Source organism: Colwellia sp. Bg11-28 (assembly GCF_002836245.1).
Lineage (GTDB): Bacteria > Pseudomonadota > Gammaproteobacteria > Enterobacterales > Alteromonadaceae > Colwellia > Colwellia psychrerythraea_A.
In genome coordinates this window covers 412,537-428,035 of sequence record NZ_PJBA01000006.1, presented here as the reverse complement: position 1 = coordinate 428,035, position 15,499 = coordinate 412,537, and the positions used below count along the sequence as shown (strand labels likewise).

The 15,499-nt window shown below is 37.8% G+C and carries 14 protein-coding genes; 6 read left to right on the top strand and 8 right to left on the bottom strand.

Features of this window, described 5'->3' with window-relative positions:
• Nucleotides 1–617: 617 nt before the first annotated feature.
• Together nhaD and dsbB are read left to right on the top strand one after the other, a co-directional pair.
• The gene (nhaD, locus tag CXF79_RS08825) at nucleotides 618–2,018 is read left to right on the top strand and encodes a sodium:proton antiporter NhaD (protein WP_041737099.1); all 1,401 of its coding nucleotides are present in this window, start codon (nucleotides 618–620) and stop codon (nucleotides 2,016–2,018) included.
• A 137-nt stretch (nucleotides 2,019–2,155) separates the two neighbouring features.
• The gene (gene dsbB / locus CXF79_RS08820) at nucleotides 2,156–2,674 is read left to right on the top strand and encodes a disulfide bond formation protein DsbB (protein ID WP_101154672.1); all 519 of its coding nucleotides are present in this window, start codon (nucleotides 2,156–2,158) and stop codon (nucleotides 2,672–2,674) included.
• A 245-nt stretch (nucleotides 2,675–2,919) separates the two neighbouring features.
• On the opposite strand, the gene CXF79_RS08815 is transcribed toward dsbB, so the two are convergent.
• From CXF79_RS08815 to rnm, 8 genes are all read right to left on the bottom strand, one after another.
• Nucleotides 2,920–3,783 (bottom strand): DMT family transporter, encoded by an 864-nt coding sequence (locus CXF79_RS08815; RefSeq protein ID WP_041737975.1) that lies wholly within the window; start codon nucleotides 3,781–3,783, stop codon nucleotides 2,920–2,922.
• A 58-nt stretch (nucleotides 3,784–3,841) separates the two neighbouring features.
• The gene (locus CXF79_RS08810; RefSeq protein WP_011044275.1) at nucleotides 3,842–4,363 is read right to left on the bottom strand and encodes a YcgN family cysteine cluster protein; all 522 of its coding nucleotides are present in this window, start codon (nucleotides 4,361–4,363) and stop codon (nucleotides 3,842–3,844) included.
• 61 nt (nucleotides 4,364–4,424) lie between these two features.
• Entirely contained in the window at nucleotides 4,425–5,468 is a 1,044-nt protein-coding gene (locus tag CXF79_RS08805; RefSeq protein ID WP_101154671.1) for a lytic murein transglycosylase, read from the bottom strand.
• Nucleotides 5,468–5,761: a YcgL domain-containing protein gene (locus CXF79_RS08800; protein WP_011044277.1), complete on the bottom strand. Its 294-nt coding sequence runs from the start codon at nucleotides 5,759–5,761 to the stop codon at nucleotides 5,468–5,470. The genes CXF79_RS08805 and CXF79_RS08800 overlap by 1 nt, the downstream gene beginning before the upstream one ends.
• A 262-nt stretch (nucleotides 5,762–6,023) precedes the next feature.
• On the bottom strand, nucleotides 6,024–7,163 hold the full coding sequence (rnd, locus tag CXF79_RS08795) for a ribonuclease D (RefSeq protein ID WP_011044278.1): 1,140 nt from the start codon (nucleotides 7,161–7,163) through the stop codon (nucleotides 6,024–6,026).
• Between the two features lie 20 nt (nucleotides 7,164–7,183).
• Nucleotides 7,184–8,251: a 23S rRNA pseudouridine(2605) synthase RluB gene (rluB, locus tag CXF79_RS08790; protein WP_011044279.1), complete on the bottom strand. Its 1,068-nt coding sequence runs from the start codon at nucleotides 8,249–8,251 to the stop codon at nucleotides 7,184–7,186.
• Nucleotides 8,252–8,624: 373 nt separating this feature from the next.
• The gene (locus tag CXF79_RS08785) at nucleotides 8,625–9,245 is read right to left on the bottom strand and encodes an L-threonylcarbamoyladenylate synthase (RefSeq protein WP_011044280.1); all 621 of its coding nucleotides are present in this window, start codon (nucleotides 9,243–9,245) and stop codon (nucleotides 8,625–8,627) included.
• An 88-nt stretch (nucleotides 9,246–9,333) separates the two neighbouring features.
• Nucleotides 9,334–10,239, bottom strand: coding sequence for an RNase RNM (gene rnm / locus CXF79_RS08780; RefSeq protein WP_011044281.1), 906 nt, complete (start codon nucleotides 10,237–10,239; stop codon nucleotides 9,334–9,336).
• Between the two features lie 403 nt (nucleotides 10,240–10,642).
• Between rnm and CXF79_RS08775 the strand changes: the two genes are divergently transcribed.
• From CXF79_RS08775 to trpCF, 4 genes are read left to right on the top strand one after another with little or no spacing between them, the layout of a single operon-like run.
• Complete coding sequence (locus tag CXF79_RS08775) at nucleotides 10,643–12,286, top strand: anthranilate synthase component 1 (RefSeq protein ID WP_101154670.1); 1,644 nt, start codon at nucleotides 10,643–10,645, stop codon at nucleotides 12,284–12,286.
• On the top strand, nucleotides 12,279–12,908 hold the full coding sequence (locus CXF79_RS08770; protein WP_011044283.1) for an aminodeoxychorismate/anthranilate synthase component II: 630 nt from the start codon (nucleotides 12,279–12,281) through the stop codon (nucleotides 12,906–12,908). Before CXF79_RS08775 ends, CXF79_RS08770 begins: the two co-directional genes overlap by 8 nt.
• Nucleotides 12,909–12,957: 49 nt before the next feature.
• Complete coding sequence (trpD, locus tag CXF79_RS08765) at nucleotides 12,958–14,055, top strand: anthranilate phosphoribosyltransferase (RefSeq protein ID WP_101156221.1); 1,098 nt, start codon at nucleotides 12,958–12,960, stop codon at nucleotides 14,053–14,055.
• 1 nt (nucleotide 14,056) lies between these two features.
• Nucleotides 14,057–15,499, top strand: coding sequence for a bifunctional indole-3-glycerol-phosphate synthase TrpC/phosphoribosylanthranilate isomerase TrpF (gene trpCF, locus CXF79_RS08760; RefSeq protein ID WP_101154669.1), 1,443 nt, complete (start codon nucleotides 14,057–14,059; stop codon nucleotides 15,497–15,499).

Genomic DNA, 15,499 nt, shown 5'->3' with positions numbered 1-15,499 from the left:
GAGAAATTTAACTTGTGTGTTGCATTCACCATTTGAACTCAAGGCACAAAGGGAACCTTAGCACCTATAAATATTAGAGATAAAACCAAACCGATTTTGGGAATTGGTTTTATCCTCACTGATGCCCAAACCTGATCTAAAGTTTAAGGTCACCAAATTGGCCTTAATGTATCGCTTTTCTATCGATGCTTGAAAATATGCATCCCATCTACTTTAGAGTACGAAAGCGCTATAGAAATGTAGGAGGTTCATTCACTTTTTATTCACTTTTCATACTTGAGTACTAAATTTAGCTTGGCGATAGTAAATATCAAGATGAGTGCCTAAAGTGATTATAGGTCTCAACTTAAATGGCAGTCTTTCATGTTGGCTATTTCCTAAGAACTTGAGTTCGAGGAAAGTCAAATGCTTGAGATTCTCCAGATAAGTGGCAATGTCCAAAATGAAAAGAACAGCCTCCCCTAAGCTTGTTATAAATCAAATTGATAGCTGTTATCAACCAAATTAATAGAAATCAACGGCTTTTTTGTGTCATTAAGTACAAAATTTGTTAGACTTCACGCCGAATAATAATCGCTAAATCCGCATATAACTTTACAGTCCATTTAGAGAGTAACATGAAACCACTTGTATACGTTTTACTGGCGTTATCAGCAGTGCTTTTCCCAAGCATGGCTTTTGCATCAGAGGCAGCACATCAGAGTATTGATTTAACTAGTCATTGGATTGGCTATACCGCTATTGCTATTTTTGTTCTAGCTTATACGCTGGTGATTTTAGAAGAACAATTGCATCTAAGAAAATCAAAACCCGTATTACTTGCTGCTGGACTTATTTGGATTTTAATCGCTGCTTATTATGGCTCTAATGGCATGCCTCATGCTGCCGAAGTTGCAATTCGTCATAATTTTCTTGAATATGCTGAACTATTCTTCTTCTTATTAGTTGCCATGACTTACATCAACGCACTTTTAGAGCGTGATGTTTTTAATTCCCTTCGTGACTGGTTAGTACAAAAAGGTTATAGCTATAGAGCTTTATTCTGGATAACTGGTATTTTAGCTTTCTTTATCTCTCCAATTGCAGATAACTTAACAACGGCATTAATTATGTGTGCTGTAGTATTAGCCGTAGGAAAAGATGAGCCTAAATTTATCGCAATGAGTTGTATAAACATTGTGGTAGGCGCAAACGCTGGTGGTGCATTTAGTCCATTTGGCGATATTACTACTTTAATGGTATGGCAAAAAGGTATGGTTCAGTTCTCTGAATTCTTCCACTTATTCTTACCATCCGTTGTGAACTTTGTTATTCCTGCACTTATTATGCAGTTCTTTTTACCTACAGGTAACCCAAGTTCAGAGACAAGTGACGTAACTCCTATCAAAAAAGGTGGTTTAATCATCGTTGGGTTATTTATTTTAACCATTCTTACTGCCGTATCTTTCCATAACTTCCTACATTTACCACCGGTATTTGGCATGATGTTAGGTTTAGGTTACTTAAAGTTCTTTGGTTATTACCTTCGTAGATCTGGTCAAGGTAAAATCAACGATTCAGGTATACCGAGTACTCTTAAACAAGAAGATGAATTTGATATTTTCGATAAAATAGCTAAATCAGAATGGGATACTTTATTCTTCTTTTATGGTGTTATCCTTGCTGTAGGTGGTTTAGGCTTTATTGGTTACCTTGGTATGGCATCAGAGTTTATGTACGGTGAATTAGGCGCAACTAATGCCAACATTTTAGTTGGTCTATTATCGGCTATTGTTGATAACATCCCCGTCATGTTTGCAGTACTAACAATGAACCCTGATATGAATCATACGCAATGGTTATTAGTAACACTTACTGCTGGTGTTGGCGGTAGTTTGTTATCAGTAGGCTCTGCCGCTGGTGTTGCCTTAATGGGACAAGCAAGAGGTCACTATACCTTCTTCAGTCACCTAAAATGGACGCCAGTAATTGCACTAGGTTACGCTGCTAGTATTTATGTACATTTATTAATAAATTAATAACTTGTATCAATTGCTTACATTAATAATGTGAGCTTAAAGCAAAGAAATACTTAATCTGTAATTTCTTCATGCTACCCTTAAAAAGCTTCTAGTTTGCTAGAGGCTTTTTTATTGAACATTTTTGAGGATTTTTTGTGAATTACTTAAGTAATATAACCACTAGTCAAAGGCCATGGTTACTACTGGCACTCGCCGCCTTAGGCTTAGAGCTTTCAGCTTTATATTTCCAATACGTGCTAGGTTTAGCGCCTTGTATCATGTGTGTGTATCAACGGCTTGCTATTTTGGCTATATTTTCCGCTGGAGCTATTGGTGCTATAGGACATCAGAATATCGTTGCCCGAATATTAGCTTATGTTTTGTGGGGAGTTGGCGCAATTTGGGGACTAATTATTGCGTTAGAACATGTTGAAATGCAGAAAAATAGCGGCTCACTCTTCTTTAGTTGTGAATTCATACCTCACTTTCCTACTTGGGCTCCTTTGCATGAATGGATACCATTCTTATTTGAGGCGACAGGAGATTGTGGTGAAATAAGTTGGCGTTTCTTCAATTACAGCATGCCACAGTGGATGGTCGTTGTTTATGCTTTATTTTCAATAGTATTTAGCATTGTACTCATAAATCGCCTAGTTTGTGCGAAGAAACCATAACGACTAAATAACGATTAACATGAGTAGAGACAGACTATTCTTCATAGCGTGTCTCTACTCATGTGAAGTATGGTATTAAACAAGGTTTATTTAATACCCGTCTCCTTTACCTAGTGACTTTAGTACTTTCTCAGCAAATACTAAATCAGCCACAATGAACTCAGTTCAAGTAAAGAGTAAACCTTGCTACATCCCCTTTTCATAATAGCTATATTTCTCTACTAATAAGTGATTTAAAGACCTTACTAACGTCTTCCTCTACTCACTGACCATGTTTCAAAAATAGCAGCACTAACGACCAATAGCCCCCCGATTATAGTTAAGATATCAGGACGTTCATGTAATAGAATGATGGCTAATATACTACCGTACAAAGGCTGTAAACAAGAAATGAGCCCAGCTGTTGTGGCTGATAAAGAACGTAAACTTGAGGCAAATAAGGCGTGCGGAGTGGCAGTAAAAACAACTCCGACTAATAAAAGCAATAACCAATCGCTTTCTGTTACTTGCATTGGTGGCACCTCTACAAAAAGGCACAGCATCAAACAGGCTACCAAGGTTTGATATAGCATGGTATGTGGCCCAGAATAATGAGAAAAATAATTTTTATGCAGAATATTTCGTAATGCAAAAAATACCGCAGAAATAATTCCGGTTACAATGCCTAAAGTAATTTGATTACCAAAACTAATTTCAGGAATTAACAGCACAATGCCAATAATAACCACAAAAGCTGTGATCATATCTTTCATTTTAGGGACTGTTCTATTAAAAAAAGGCTCAATAAAGACGGTTATTACCGGGTAAGTAAAAAAAGCTATCATGCCGACAGTAACCCCTGCCATTTGCATGCCGGTAAAATAAGTGACCCAATGTAAGCCTACCACACAGCCTAATAAAATGGCGATACCGTAATCTTTCATACTTGATAAGGATATTTGTTTTTTTTGCAACGTTAGCAAAATAAACAATGCTAAGGCAGCAATACCCGTTCGATAAACGGTTATATCCAGGGCAGGTAAACCAATGAGTTTAGAAAATAGCGCAGTGCCGCCGAAAAGGAAAACTGCGATATGTAAGTAAAGCAAGCTTTGCTGTTCAGCTTTTATTATAGAGGACGGGTGGGGAGTACTTTTCGTCATAAACGATACGCTATCTAAGTATCAATTAATCAATATCATTCAATGGCCAAATGACAATGTGATCTTCAAAATTTTCAATACTGACTTCATTATCTTTAACTATTTTCCCTCTTACCGACATACCTGCTTTATGCATAGCAGACTTTTTACCTTTATGTAGAAGAGGATGCCATGATGGCATGCCACGCCCTTCTTGCAGGCGACGGTAAGTACAACTAGGCGGCATGAAAAATACCGCATCAATATTCTCTTGTGTTAAACGAACACAATCAGGTACTAACGTTGTCCGTTGCTCATATTTAGAACATTGACAAGATTTTTCATTAAGTAAGTGACAAGCAATATTAGAGTAAAAAATGTGCTCACCTTCTTTTATATGATCGGTCGGCAACAGCTCCGAATCATCATCAGTATCTTCATCATCAATAAACTTGTTTAAGCAACATTTAGCACAGCCATCGCACAATGACTCCCATTCGGGGCGAGTCATTTCCGCTAAGCTTTTAGTTTGCCAAAATGGGTTTTCTTGTGTGTTTTTATCGATCATTTACTACTACTTAATTGACGAATGGATTTACTCATAATTTGCTCATAAAATTTCAAGTACATTACTGAATAGGTGGAAACTTAATACGATCGGATAAATGACCTACTGAACTGACAAAATAATAAGATAAATTCCAGTGCATTAAACTCTTATAATTATCATAAGCAAGGTATGCTCGGCCATTTTCATCATCTGGAAAAACTAACGCCGCTTTAATATCAACATTAGGTAAATTAGTACCATCAGAACGCCTTACGCCTAGTGCTTGCCACTGAGTAAGCGTTCTTTCAGTTTTGGACCATGCCTTTAACCAATTTTTTCGACTGCCAGTATTCTTTGGGATAGCTAAAGTATAGTCAAAGTTTTTTGGTAACTTCACTTGGCGTCCCCAAGTCAGTTCATCATTCCAGCCTTCTTTTTGTAAGTAATTTGCCATAGACGAAAAAATATCGGCTTGGTTTTGCCAAATATCCTTCTTACCATCACCATCACCATCAACTGCGTAGCTTAAAAAAGACGTTGGCATAAATTGATTTTGTCCCATTGCCCCTGCCCATGAGCCCTTCATATTTTTATTAGTAATATGACCTTCATCTAATATAGTTAATGCTGCCATTAATTGTTTTTTGAAGAAGACTTCTCGTCGCCCTTCATAAGCCAATGTCGCTAGGGCAGAAATAACATTATATCCACCAGTGAACTTACCAAAATTAGTTTCAAGTCCCCACAAAGCTACAATAAAACGCGGTTGAACCTGATACTTTTCACCGATCTGGTTTAACAATACTTGATGCTCTTTATACAAAGCCCTGGCTTTATCAACTTTCCACTTTGGCACTCGCTTAGGTAGATAAGTATCAAGTGTTTCAACATTTTCAGGTTGGCTTCTATCCGCTTTTACCGCACGTTCGTGAAACTTTACTTCTGCAAAACTTTCATCAATTAATGCTTGGCTAAACCCTTTCGCTAATGCTTCTGCCTTTAGTTTTATAACATACTCAGCAAAACCCTCTTCTGTAAGCTCCGCTTTAGCAGCCATTGATGAGTTCATCATGCCAATAATTAGAAGCATCGATAGAATAATGCTTTTTATAGTCAAATTCATTAAAGCTCTCCTTGCTCTTTTTCAGCTGCCATAGCCGCTTTATGTTCTTTCAATAAGTCTTCTTGTGGTGGTGGTAACTGTAAATAGAACCCTTTTTCTATTAAGTTTTTTTTCACTTTTTCTAAGTCAGCCATTGCTAATTTATCTTTGGTAGCTAAATTAATTAATGTGACTAAATTTGGTGTACCAAACGTTTTCATCAAACCTTCAGGCACTGACGAAAAGTCATCACGTTTATTAACAAAAAGATAAGTTTGGGCTTTTCTAGCACTTTTATAAATTGCACATAGCATAATGGAGACCTATAGATAATTGAGAAAATAGCGTTGAGTTATCAATATATCATGAGCCATGGGTGAACCCCATAGTGACTCAATGAAATATTGTTAACAAAAATGTAAATTTAGAGAGTGCCTAACATAGAAAACGAAGGTGACATATCTGCTCAGCTTGAAGATGCTCGTTTCAGGAAACTTGTGCAAATCATAATCAAGACACATTTTTATGTTAAGGGTTATTCCCTTAAAAACAAATGTAACGATGGATATATGACGGTTATTCGAAACCTTGCTGGGCAAAATCTAACAAGGTTTGACCAAACAACTCGTAACGCCAACCAGTTATGAGATCAACCTTAGCCGAACTATTGCGAGCGTCATTAAGATCAAACTGCCAAGTTAAAAATTGATTGATTTGCTTCTTTGAGGCAACATTTTCAATCGCTAAGCCTTGCTGCTCACTTGCCGTAATTAAAAACGTTTTCAACTTTTTAAATATCTGTTTGTAGCCAGGATATTCATCTAACCTATCAATTTTATCTGGATAACTACTTACTTCCGCCTGTTCTGCTTGGCTTAAAACCGCCAACATAGCTTTACCTTTGTGGCGAATATCAAGTGTTTCGACTCCTTCAAGCGTAAGCATGGCGTTTACACTCTCTGGATTGCTTTGTGCTAAGGCCATTAAGGTATGATCTTTTGCAACAAAACCAAGAGGTAAATCACGCTTTTTTGCTTGCTGAAAACGCCAACTTGCTAAGTATTTTAATAAATTTAATTGCTTAGGATTTAATCGCCAGTTCATCTTGATATTAAGGTACATTTCACTTTCAATGATAGGCGTAAACTTTTTGTCTATCATGCTCTGTGTTTCTATCTGAGCATAAGCTAAAAAACCAGCTTGAGTAATTTCAGCTAATAATTTAGGGTAAATATCAAATAAATGATCAACATCTGCACTGGCGTAGTCCAATTGTTTTTCTGTCAATGGCCTTTTTGTCCAATCAGTACGTGATTCCGATTTATCTAATTCGATATCAGTAAAGTGCTTTACCATAGCAGCATAACCTAAAGATAAACCATGACCTAAAAATGACATCATGATCTGACTATCAATTAAATTCACCGGTTTACAATTTCCAGCAGTTAAGAAAACTTCTAAATCCTCTGAACAAGCATGCAGCACTTTAGTGATATTTTCGTTGGTAAGTAACGCCCAAAAAGGTGCTAAATCATCAATTGCAAGAGGATCAATAAGTGCTAATTGCTCTCCATCGCATACCTGAAGTAATCCTAATTTAGCATACAGAGTACGTGTACGAACAAACTCAGTATCTATGGCTAACACTTTAGCTTTAACTAGTTGTTCGCATAAATTATTTAAGCTTTTCTGATCTTCAATCAATTGATAATGCATATTTTTTATTTCTACTACGGCTACTTATGGCGGCGACGAGTACTTTGCTGATGACGTTGCTGATGCTTTTTAACTGAACGACGAATTCGACGACTTTTAGCATTGTCCATCGCCTTCTCATCAACTTTAACTTTACTTTCTGCTTCAGGTGTTAAGTTAACTAATTGACGATAATAGTTCACTTCTTTTAACGCCAATTCACGCCAACCACCCATAGGTAATTGTCGCTGCATTTCCATATCACCGTAACGCACTCGAATAAGACGGCTTACTTGTACATCTTGGCTTTCCCATAAACGACGAACTTCTCGGTTACGTCCTTCAGATAAGACAACATGGAACCAATGGTTTCGACCTTCTCCGCCACGGTAAGTAATTTTTTGAAAACGTGCCATACCATCTTCTAATTTAACACCTGCACGTAACGTTTGTAACATAGCTTCGTTGATTTCACCAAAGACACGTACTGCATATTCACGCTCTACTTTCTGTGACGGATGCATTAATCGGTTAGCTAATTCACCATCAGTGGTAAACAACAACATACCGGAAGTATTAATATCCAAACGACCGACAGCAACCCAACGACCCGCGTCAAGAGGAGGAAGACGATCAAAAACGGTTGGTCTTCCTTCAGGATCTTTACGTGTACACATTTCACCTTCTGGCTTGTTATACACAAGTACGCGACAGATATCTTCATCTTGGGCAGTAAGTTTAACGTGATGTCCATCAAGGCGAATTTGTTCGGTACCTGTGATTCGATCACCTAGAAAAGCGACTTTACCGTCAATACTGACACGACCTTCACTTATCATGGTTTCCATTTCACGGCGAGAGCCTTTACCAGCACGAGCTAATACTTTTTGTACTTTCTCTGAGTCTGAATGCGTTGCTTTTTGAAACTCAACTTTCACTGCCTTTTCAGGCTCTTTTTTATGCTGACCTTTTTTAGCTGCGCCCTTCTTTGCGACATCTTGCTTGGTCATGCCTTTTTTAGCAGTGCCTTTTTTCTCAGTACCACGCGTGCCATATTTTTTATCTAAGGCTTCGTCTTTTCTCGCTTGTTTTTTCTTGTCAACCGTCATTATCTTTTACTCTGTTACGTCAGTAGCAGCTCCCTTGAAGCTAACTTCTGGCTCATTGTTCAGGCTCAATTACCTTATATACCCGTAATTATTCAAAATACTCGATTCAGAGTACTTGAGCTATTTCAGTTTTAGGCGTGTCAATTAAATTAAGGTTATTCCCTATTTCTTTGACGCAACAATAAAATGACATTGCTCAAGCGCTTCTACGATGGGGCTAAAAACGATTTATACGTCGTTATTGATTTTGAGAATGGAACAACCATTTCCTACAATCAATGTCTTGCCTAAATCGTTTTTTCTCCCACTGAAACATGCATTTTGAATGGTCACGGGTATAAAAGTGCATGTTTCACTTGCACTTTACTTCAGCTTATTGAAATGGAGTAGGATCACCCTCTCCCACGCGTATTATCTCAATACTGTCATTAGAAAAATCAATCACCGTGGTAGGGTGCTCCCCTAAATAACCACCATTGACGATAAGGTCAACTTGATGTTCTAACAAATCTCGAATTTGTTCAGGATCATACTCAGCCATTTCTTGGCCAGGCATAATTAAACTGGTAGACATTATAGGCTCTGCAAGTTCAGTCAACAAGGCTTGTGCAATAGTATTATCAGGCACTCTTATGCCTATTGTTTTCTTTTTAGGGTTTAACAGTCGCTTAGGGACTTCTTTACTACCTTTAAAGATAAAGGTGTAAGCGCCCGGAGTATTACTTTTTAGTAATCGATAAGCTGTGTTATCTACCCGTGTATATTCTGATATTTGTGATAGATCTTGGCAAACTAAGGTAAAGTTATGATCTTTATCTATGTCTCTAATGCGACAGATACGCTCTAATGCTTTTTTATCACCTAAGTGACAACCTAATGCGTAGCCTGAATCTGTAGGGTAAACAATGACCCCGCCTTGCTTAATAATATCTGCCGCTTGCTTCATTAAACGACCTTGCGGATTATCAGGGTGTACATAAAAAAACTGACTCATGAGACTTTCCTTTCTTTAAAACTTTTTGATTGTTTCTTGTCAGTTGAAACGGCTAATTAATCTGTTGAGATACTTTCTATCGTTTGCGTTATTGCCATTGAGCCCAAATAGGTTTTGCACCAACAGGCATAGTCAGGTTACGACCTAAGTCACTCCATTTATTTGGGTAGTGAAAATCTGATCCCATCGAAGCATATAAATTGTATTCTTGACAATAAGCCAACATCTTTCGTCTTTGATCCGGGCTCATTTGTGGTAATACCACTTCTAAACCATCACCTGAAACTTCGCTAAAGTGAACAATCAAACGCCGTAACCATTTAGCCGAAAGATCATATCTAATTGGGTGAGCCATCACTGCGCTTCCGCCAGCTTGATGTATAGCCACAATAGCTTCTTCAATACTACACCAGTTAGGTTTTACATAAGCGCGTTGCCCTTTTGAACCTTTCTTACCAATATATTTATCAAAGGCCTGTTGCATAGTACTAACATGCCCTTGTTGATGCAGTACTTTAGCAAAGTGAGCCCGTGTTATAGAGCCTTCACCAGCCATCGCTTTAGCATCGGTATAAATAGTTGGGAAACCACACTTCGTTAGTTTCTCACCCATTGAAATAGCGCGCTGTTCTCTCGCTTCTTGCTGCTGCTCTATAAGTGATTTTAATTCTGAATTTTTCTTATCAATATTTAAACCAACTATATGAATCTCAAACCCTTGCCATGCAGTAGATATTTCAATGCCATCAATCAATTTAAGTGGAATATTTTTGTCTTCAATATGCTTTTGCGCTATATCAAGCCCAGCGACAGTATCATGATCTGTGATAGCTAAAACATCAATTTGAAAGTTAGCCGCCCTATCTATCAAGGTTTGTGGCGACAAGCCGCCATCAGAGCAATTCGTGTGGCTGTGTAGGTCGATGCGTTTGTGGGCAAAACCCTCGGTTTTTACTATCAGATGCGGGAAATCAGTGGTTGACAGCAACGCCATAATAAGGTCTTCTATAGGGGTAAAACTTAGTCTTATGATAAGTTTACTGATAACGAGTAAACAATGATACTTTTTCCTTTATTATTAATCGAAAAGTAGATAAGACAATACATTTTAAAGGTACGTAAATAATGAACACAGCAAATACAAACATAACATTAATTTGGTGGTGGCATAACTCGACATAATTGGGTTGTGATAATTGCGTGTATCTTAAAAAAGATGAATCGAATTTCAAAAAAACCCGCTCCTGTTAGCGGGTTTTTCTCGTTAAAGCGAACGAGAGTTAGTAAACAAAGGATTTAAAATGAACAGAACAAAAACATGGTTTATTTGGTGGCTGTTGCCTATTTACGCAGGCTGACAATTTTTCTTTTAATAAACTCTAATAGAAGTATTCAATATGACTCAAAATTTACCAAGTAAAATTAAGGGTGAAGTAATCACCATACAAGATAGTACTTACTATCAAAATGATCCGTTAAGTGTTTACCAATTATTATGTCACCAACAACAACATAATATATTACTAGAATCTGCCGAGATTGATAAAAAGCATTTATTAAAAAGCCTATTATTAACTGACGCGGCAGTAAAGATTGTATGTAATGGCAATACTGTCACTTTCTCTGCATTATCCTTAAATGGCGAAAGTGCTATCGATTACGCGGCGGCTCAACTAGAGTCACATGCTCAAGTAAGTTTTGCTGATGATGGAAAATCATTTCAAGCAACATTTAGCGAGGTTGCTAAAGACCTTGATGAAAAAGCGCGATTAAGTGCAACCAATCAATTTCACAGTTTACGATTATTCAATCAACTCACCGATGATAAAAGTCACCCTTTCTCCGTATTTTTAGGGGGTGTTTTTGCTTTTGATCTTATGGCAATAGCAGAGGAATTACCCACTGTTGCTCAAGGTGATAATACTTGCCCTGATTTTGTTTATTACTTAGCTGAAACGTTAGTAATTATTGACCATGAATTACAAAGCACCGAAATTATAGGTAATATTTTCAACTGCAATGATTCTGAAAAAACCAAACAAAGCCAAGTAGTGATTTCCAATCGTGTTGCTCAGATTAAAGAAACGCTTGCTAAGTCTATTGATGCCGAACAGGTATTACAATTAAGCCCTTCATTTACCGATATTGCCGATAAAGATAAACTCAATGAACAATTGCAAGTTGATATTAGTGACGAAGGTTTTTGTGAAATAGTTGATCAATTAAAAGAAAATATTCGAGCCGGTGATATTTTTCAAGTAGTGCCATCACGTACTTTTAGCTTACCTTGTTTTGATTCTATTGCTGCTTATAAAGCTCTTAAGATTAGTAACCCTAGTCCTTATATGTTTTATTTAAAAGATAGTGATTTTTGTATTTTTGGCGCATCGCCAGAATCGTCATTAAAATATCAAGCCAGTAATCGTCATGTTGAGATTTACCCAATAGCGGGGACTCGCCCTCGCGGTTTCGATCAACAGGGTAATATTTCACTCGACTTAGACAGTCGAATAGAATTAGAACTGAGGCAAGATAAAAAAGAATCTGCCGAACATATCATGTTGGTTGATTTAGCACGAAATGATGTTGCTAGAGTTTCACAACCCGGTACTCGTTATGTTGCCGACTTACTCAAAGTTGATCGATACTCTCACGTAATGCACTTAGTTTCACGAGTATGCGGTACCTTACAAACCGATTTAGATGCGTTACATGCCTATCAGGCTTGCATGAATATGGGCACGTTATCTGGTGCCCCTAAAGTAAAAGCAACCTCCCTTATTAGGGCAGTTGAAGGTAAACGACGTGGTAGTTATGGCGGTGCGGTTGGTTACTTAACTGGTACTGGTGAAATGGATACTTGTATTGTTATACGCTCCGCCTTTGTTAAAGATAATATTGCTCAAGTACAAGCGGGTGCTGGTGTGGTCTATGATTCAGACCCAATAAGTGAAGCAAATGAAACAAGGCAAAAAGCCCAAGCGGTTATTAGTGCCATTATCACGGCTAATACGTCGGCAAAGGAGCAAGCTCATGACTAAATTATTTATGCTCGATAATCTAGATTCTTTTACATATAACTTGGTCGATGAATTTCAATGTTTAGGGTTTGAGCCCAGTGTTTATCGAAATACACTCAGTGCTGATTTTATTTTCAGCAAAATGCTTGAACATACCCAAAAAACATCAGAGCCGGTATTACTTGTTTTATCCCCTGGCCCAGGCGAGCCAAATAAAGCGGGTTGCCTGATGGCTTTGATCAAAATGTGTGCTGGACGTATTCCGATGCTAGGTATTTGTTTAGGACATCAAGCATTAATTGAACACTATGGTGGTCTGGTAGACAGAGCTGAAGAAATTGTGCACGGTAAAGCATCAAGTATTACTCATAGTGGCTGTGGTGCATTTGAAAATATTCAAAACCCTTTACCCGTTGCTCGCTATCATTCATTGATAGGCAAAGATATACCAAAATCATTAGACGTGATAGCCCAGTATAACGGTATGTGTATGGCCATTAGTAAAGATGAAGACGCTGTTTTAGCCTTTCAATTTCATCCCGAATCAATATTAACGACATTTGGTGCAACCTTGTTGGCTCAGAGTATTCAGCATTTACTTACCTTAGCCCCATCACTTAATAATAAAGTTACTGGAGAATAAAATGACGAATCCACTAAATACTGACTCCAATAGTATAGGTTCCAAAGAGATGGCTTCAACCAGTGCTGCCTCAAATGAGTTAGTTTCATCAACTATCAACACTATTTTACCTACCTTAGTTGATGGCCTTGATTTGAATCAAAGACAAAGCCATGACTTTTTTCAGCAAGTACTCCAAGGCAACATCGACCCAGCTTTAATGGCGAGTGTATTAACAGCACTAAAAATTAAAGGTGAAACACCAGAAGAAATCGCTGGTGCGGCAATTGCTATTCGCGCAGCTGCGACTCCTTTTCCTGAACGTAATAAAGAAGATATTGTCGCCGATTGTGTTGGTACTGGTGGTGATGGTGCTAATACCATTAATATTTCAACTACTGCTGCGGTTCTAGCAGCAGCTTGTGGCTTAAAAATGGCGAAACATGGCAATAGAAGTGTTTCAAGTATGTCTGGCTCGGCTGATTTACTCGAAGCATTTGGCGTCAATTTATCCATGTCACCTGAAACAGCCAATCACTGTCTAGCACAAACAAATTTATGTTTCTTATATGCCCCTGCTTACCACTCTGGTTTTAAATATGCCGGACCAGTGAGAAAAGCTATGGGCATTCGTACCTTATTCAATATCTTAGGGCCGCTAGTTAATCCTGCTAAGCCAAATATAATGTTACTCGGCGTATATACGCCTGAATTATTAATGCCGATGGCTCAAGCACTCCAGCTGACCGGTGTTAAACGCGCTTTTGTTGTTCATGGTAGTGGCTTAGATGAAATTGCGTTACACGGCAATACGCAAGCCATTGAAATTAACAATGGTGAACTAATTGAACGTACGATTTCACCACAAGACTTTGGCTTAAAAAATTACACTCTTGAAGAGATTAAGGGTGGCACGCCTGCAGAAAATGCCGATATCATTAGAGATATTTTATCTGGTCAAGGAAAGGATGCACACAATGCAGCAGTAATAATTAACTGTGCTGCATTACTGTATTTACACGATAAAGCTGAGTCACTTACTCAAGCTGCACAACTTGCAACAGAGGTGCTTGCTTCAGGTAAAGGCTTAAGCACTTTATTAACCTTGGTTAAACTTTCAAACCAAGATGTTTCATCGACTCAAACTGAATTAAAGGCTGATAAATAATATGAATACCGACACAAATACTTCAGCTGAAAAGAATATTTTAGAACAAATAGTTGACGATAAACGTATTGAAATTGCGGCTTTAAAAATTAAGAAACCATTATCAAGCTTTATTGATGAACTAGTGCCAACAACTAAAGATATGTATGCGGCATTAACAAGAACTAAAGATAAACCTTATGCTGGTTTTATCCTTGAATGCAAAAAAGCATCACCTTCTAAAGGGCTTATCCGCCCAGATTTCGATGTTAAAGCCATTTGCCAAATTTATGATAAATATGCAGCCGCTATTTCAGTATTAACGGATGAAAAATATTTCCAAGGTAATTTTGATTACCTCAAAATAGTAACCCAATCGGTAAAGTGCCCGGTACTTAATAAAGATTTCTTTGTTGATAGCTATCAAGTGTACTTAGCAAGATACTACGGTGCTGACGCAGTTTTATTGATGCTTAGTGTATTATCAGATGAAGAGTACCTTGAGTTATCGGCAGTTGCCGAACAATATAACTTAGCAGTACTAACAGAAATATCCACCGAAGCTGAGCGCGATAGAGCAATAAAGCTCAATGCAAAAATGATCGGTATTAATAATCGCAACCTACGTGATCTAAGTACTGATATTTCACGTACATTCGACTTTGCACCAACTATTCCGGACGATAGAATCATTATTTCTGAATCAGGCATTTATTCTCACTCTCAAGTGAGAGAATTAGCCCCTGCTGTTGATGGGTTTTTAGTAGGGAGCTCATTAATGGATCCCAAAAACAACGCTTATCAAGATATTGATTTAGCGTGTCGCAAGCTCATTTATGGAAATAATAAAGTCTGCGGATTAACAGATATAAAATATGCTAGCGCAGCCGCTGATAAAGGAGCACGTTTTGGCGGACTTATTTTTGCAGAGAAGTCGCCTCGATATGTTACCAAGGAGCAAGCTCAGGTAATTATCAAAGCAGAGCCCAAGTTAGAATATGTCGGTGTTTTTGTTAATGAAGATCGTGATCAGATTATTGAATTAGTTCAAGCGTTACATTTAAGTGCTGTGCAACTTCATGGGAGTGAAGATATTCAGTATATAGAGGCTTTAACTGCCGAACTTATTCTCAAAAAGTGTGACTTTTGTCAAATATGGCAAGCGAGTCCCGTAGCACAAAGTGTGCCTTTGCTTAACCCAAATGTCAGCCATCATGTACTTGATGGCCAAAGCCCTGGCAGTGGTAAAACCTTCGATTGGCAAGTGTTAGCCTTGAGTGAGCAAAATTTATCAAAAAGCTTTTTAGCTGGAGGTTTAAACAATGACAATATTGGTCAAGCCTTAGAGCAGTTAACCCATGTAGATTTATTTGGCCTAGACCTCAACTCAGGTGTAGAAGATAGCCCAGGTATAAAATCAAGTGACAAACTAGCGCAAGTATTTTCGAAAATTAGGAATTATTAA

Excerpts from the sequence above, each read along its gene's own strand:
- trpCF (WP_101154669.1), top strand. The coding sequence starts at position 14,057 with ATGAATACCGACACAAATACTTCAGCTGAAAAGAATATTTTAGAACAA.
- CXF79_RS08810 (WP_011044275.1), bottom strand. The coding sequence starts at position 4,363 with ATGATCGATAAAAACACACAAGAAAACCCATTTTGGCAAACTAAAAGC.
- rluB (WP_011044279.1), bottom strand. The coding sequence starts at position 8,251 with ATGACGGTTGACAAGAAAAAACAAGCGAGAAAAGACGAAGCCTTAGAT.
- CXF79_RS08805 (WP_101154671.1), bottom strand. The coding sequence starts at position 5,468 with ATGAATTTGACTATAAAAAGCATTATTCTATCGATGCTTCTAATTATT.
- CXF79_RS08800 (WP_011044277.1), bottom strand. The coding sequence starts at position 5,761 with ATGCTATGTGCAATTTATAAAAGTGCTAGAAAAGCCCAAACTTATCTT.
- nhaD (WP_041737099.1), top strand. The coding sequence starts at position 618 with ATGAAACCACTTGTATACGTTTTACTGGCGTTATCAGCAGTGCTTTTC.
- CXF79_RS08785 (WP_011044280.1), bottom strand. The coding sequence starts at position 9,245 with ATGAGTCAGTTTTTTTATGTACACCCTGATAATCCGCAAGGTCGTTTA.
- CXF79_RS08770 (WP_011044283.1), top strand. The coding sequence starts at position 12,279 with ATGACTAAATTATTTATGCTCGATAATCTAGATTCTTTTACATATAAC.
- CXF79_RS08775 (WP_101154670.1), top strand. The coding sequence starts at position 10,643 with ATGACTCAAAATTTACCAAGTAAAATTAAGGGTGAAGTAATCACCATA.
- rnd (WP_011044278.1), bottom strand. The coding sequence starts at position 7,163 with ATGCATTATCAATTGATTGAAGATCAGAAAAGCTTAAATAATTTATGC.
- trpD (WP_101156221.1), top strand. The coding sequence starts at position 12,958 with ATGGCTTCAACCAGTGCTGCCTCAAATGAGTTAGTTTCATCAACTATC.
- rnm (WP_011044281.1), bottom strand. The coding sequence starts at position 10,239 with ATGGCGTTGCTGTCAACCACTGATTTCCCGCATCTGATAGTAAAAACC.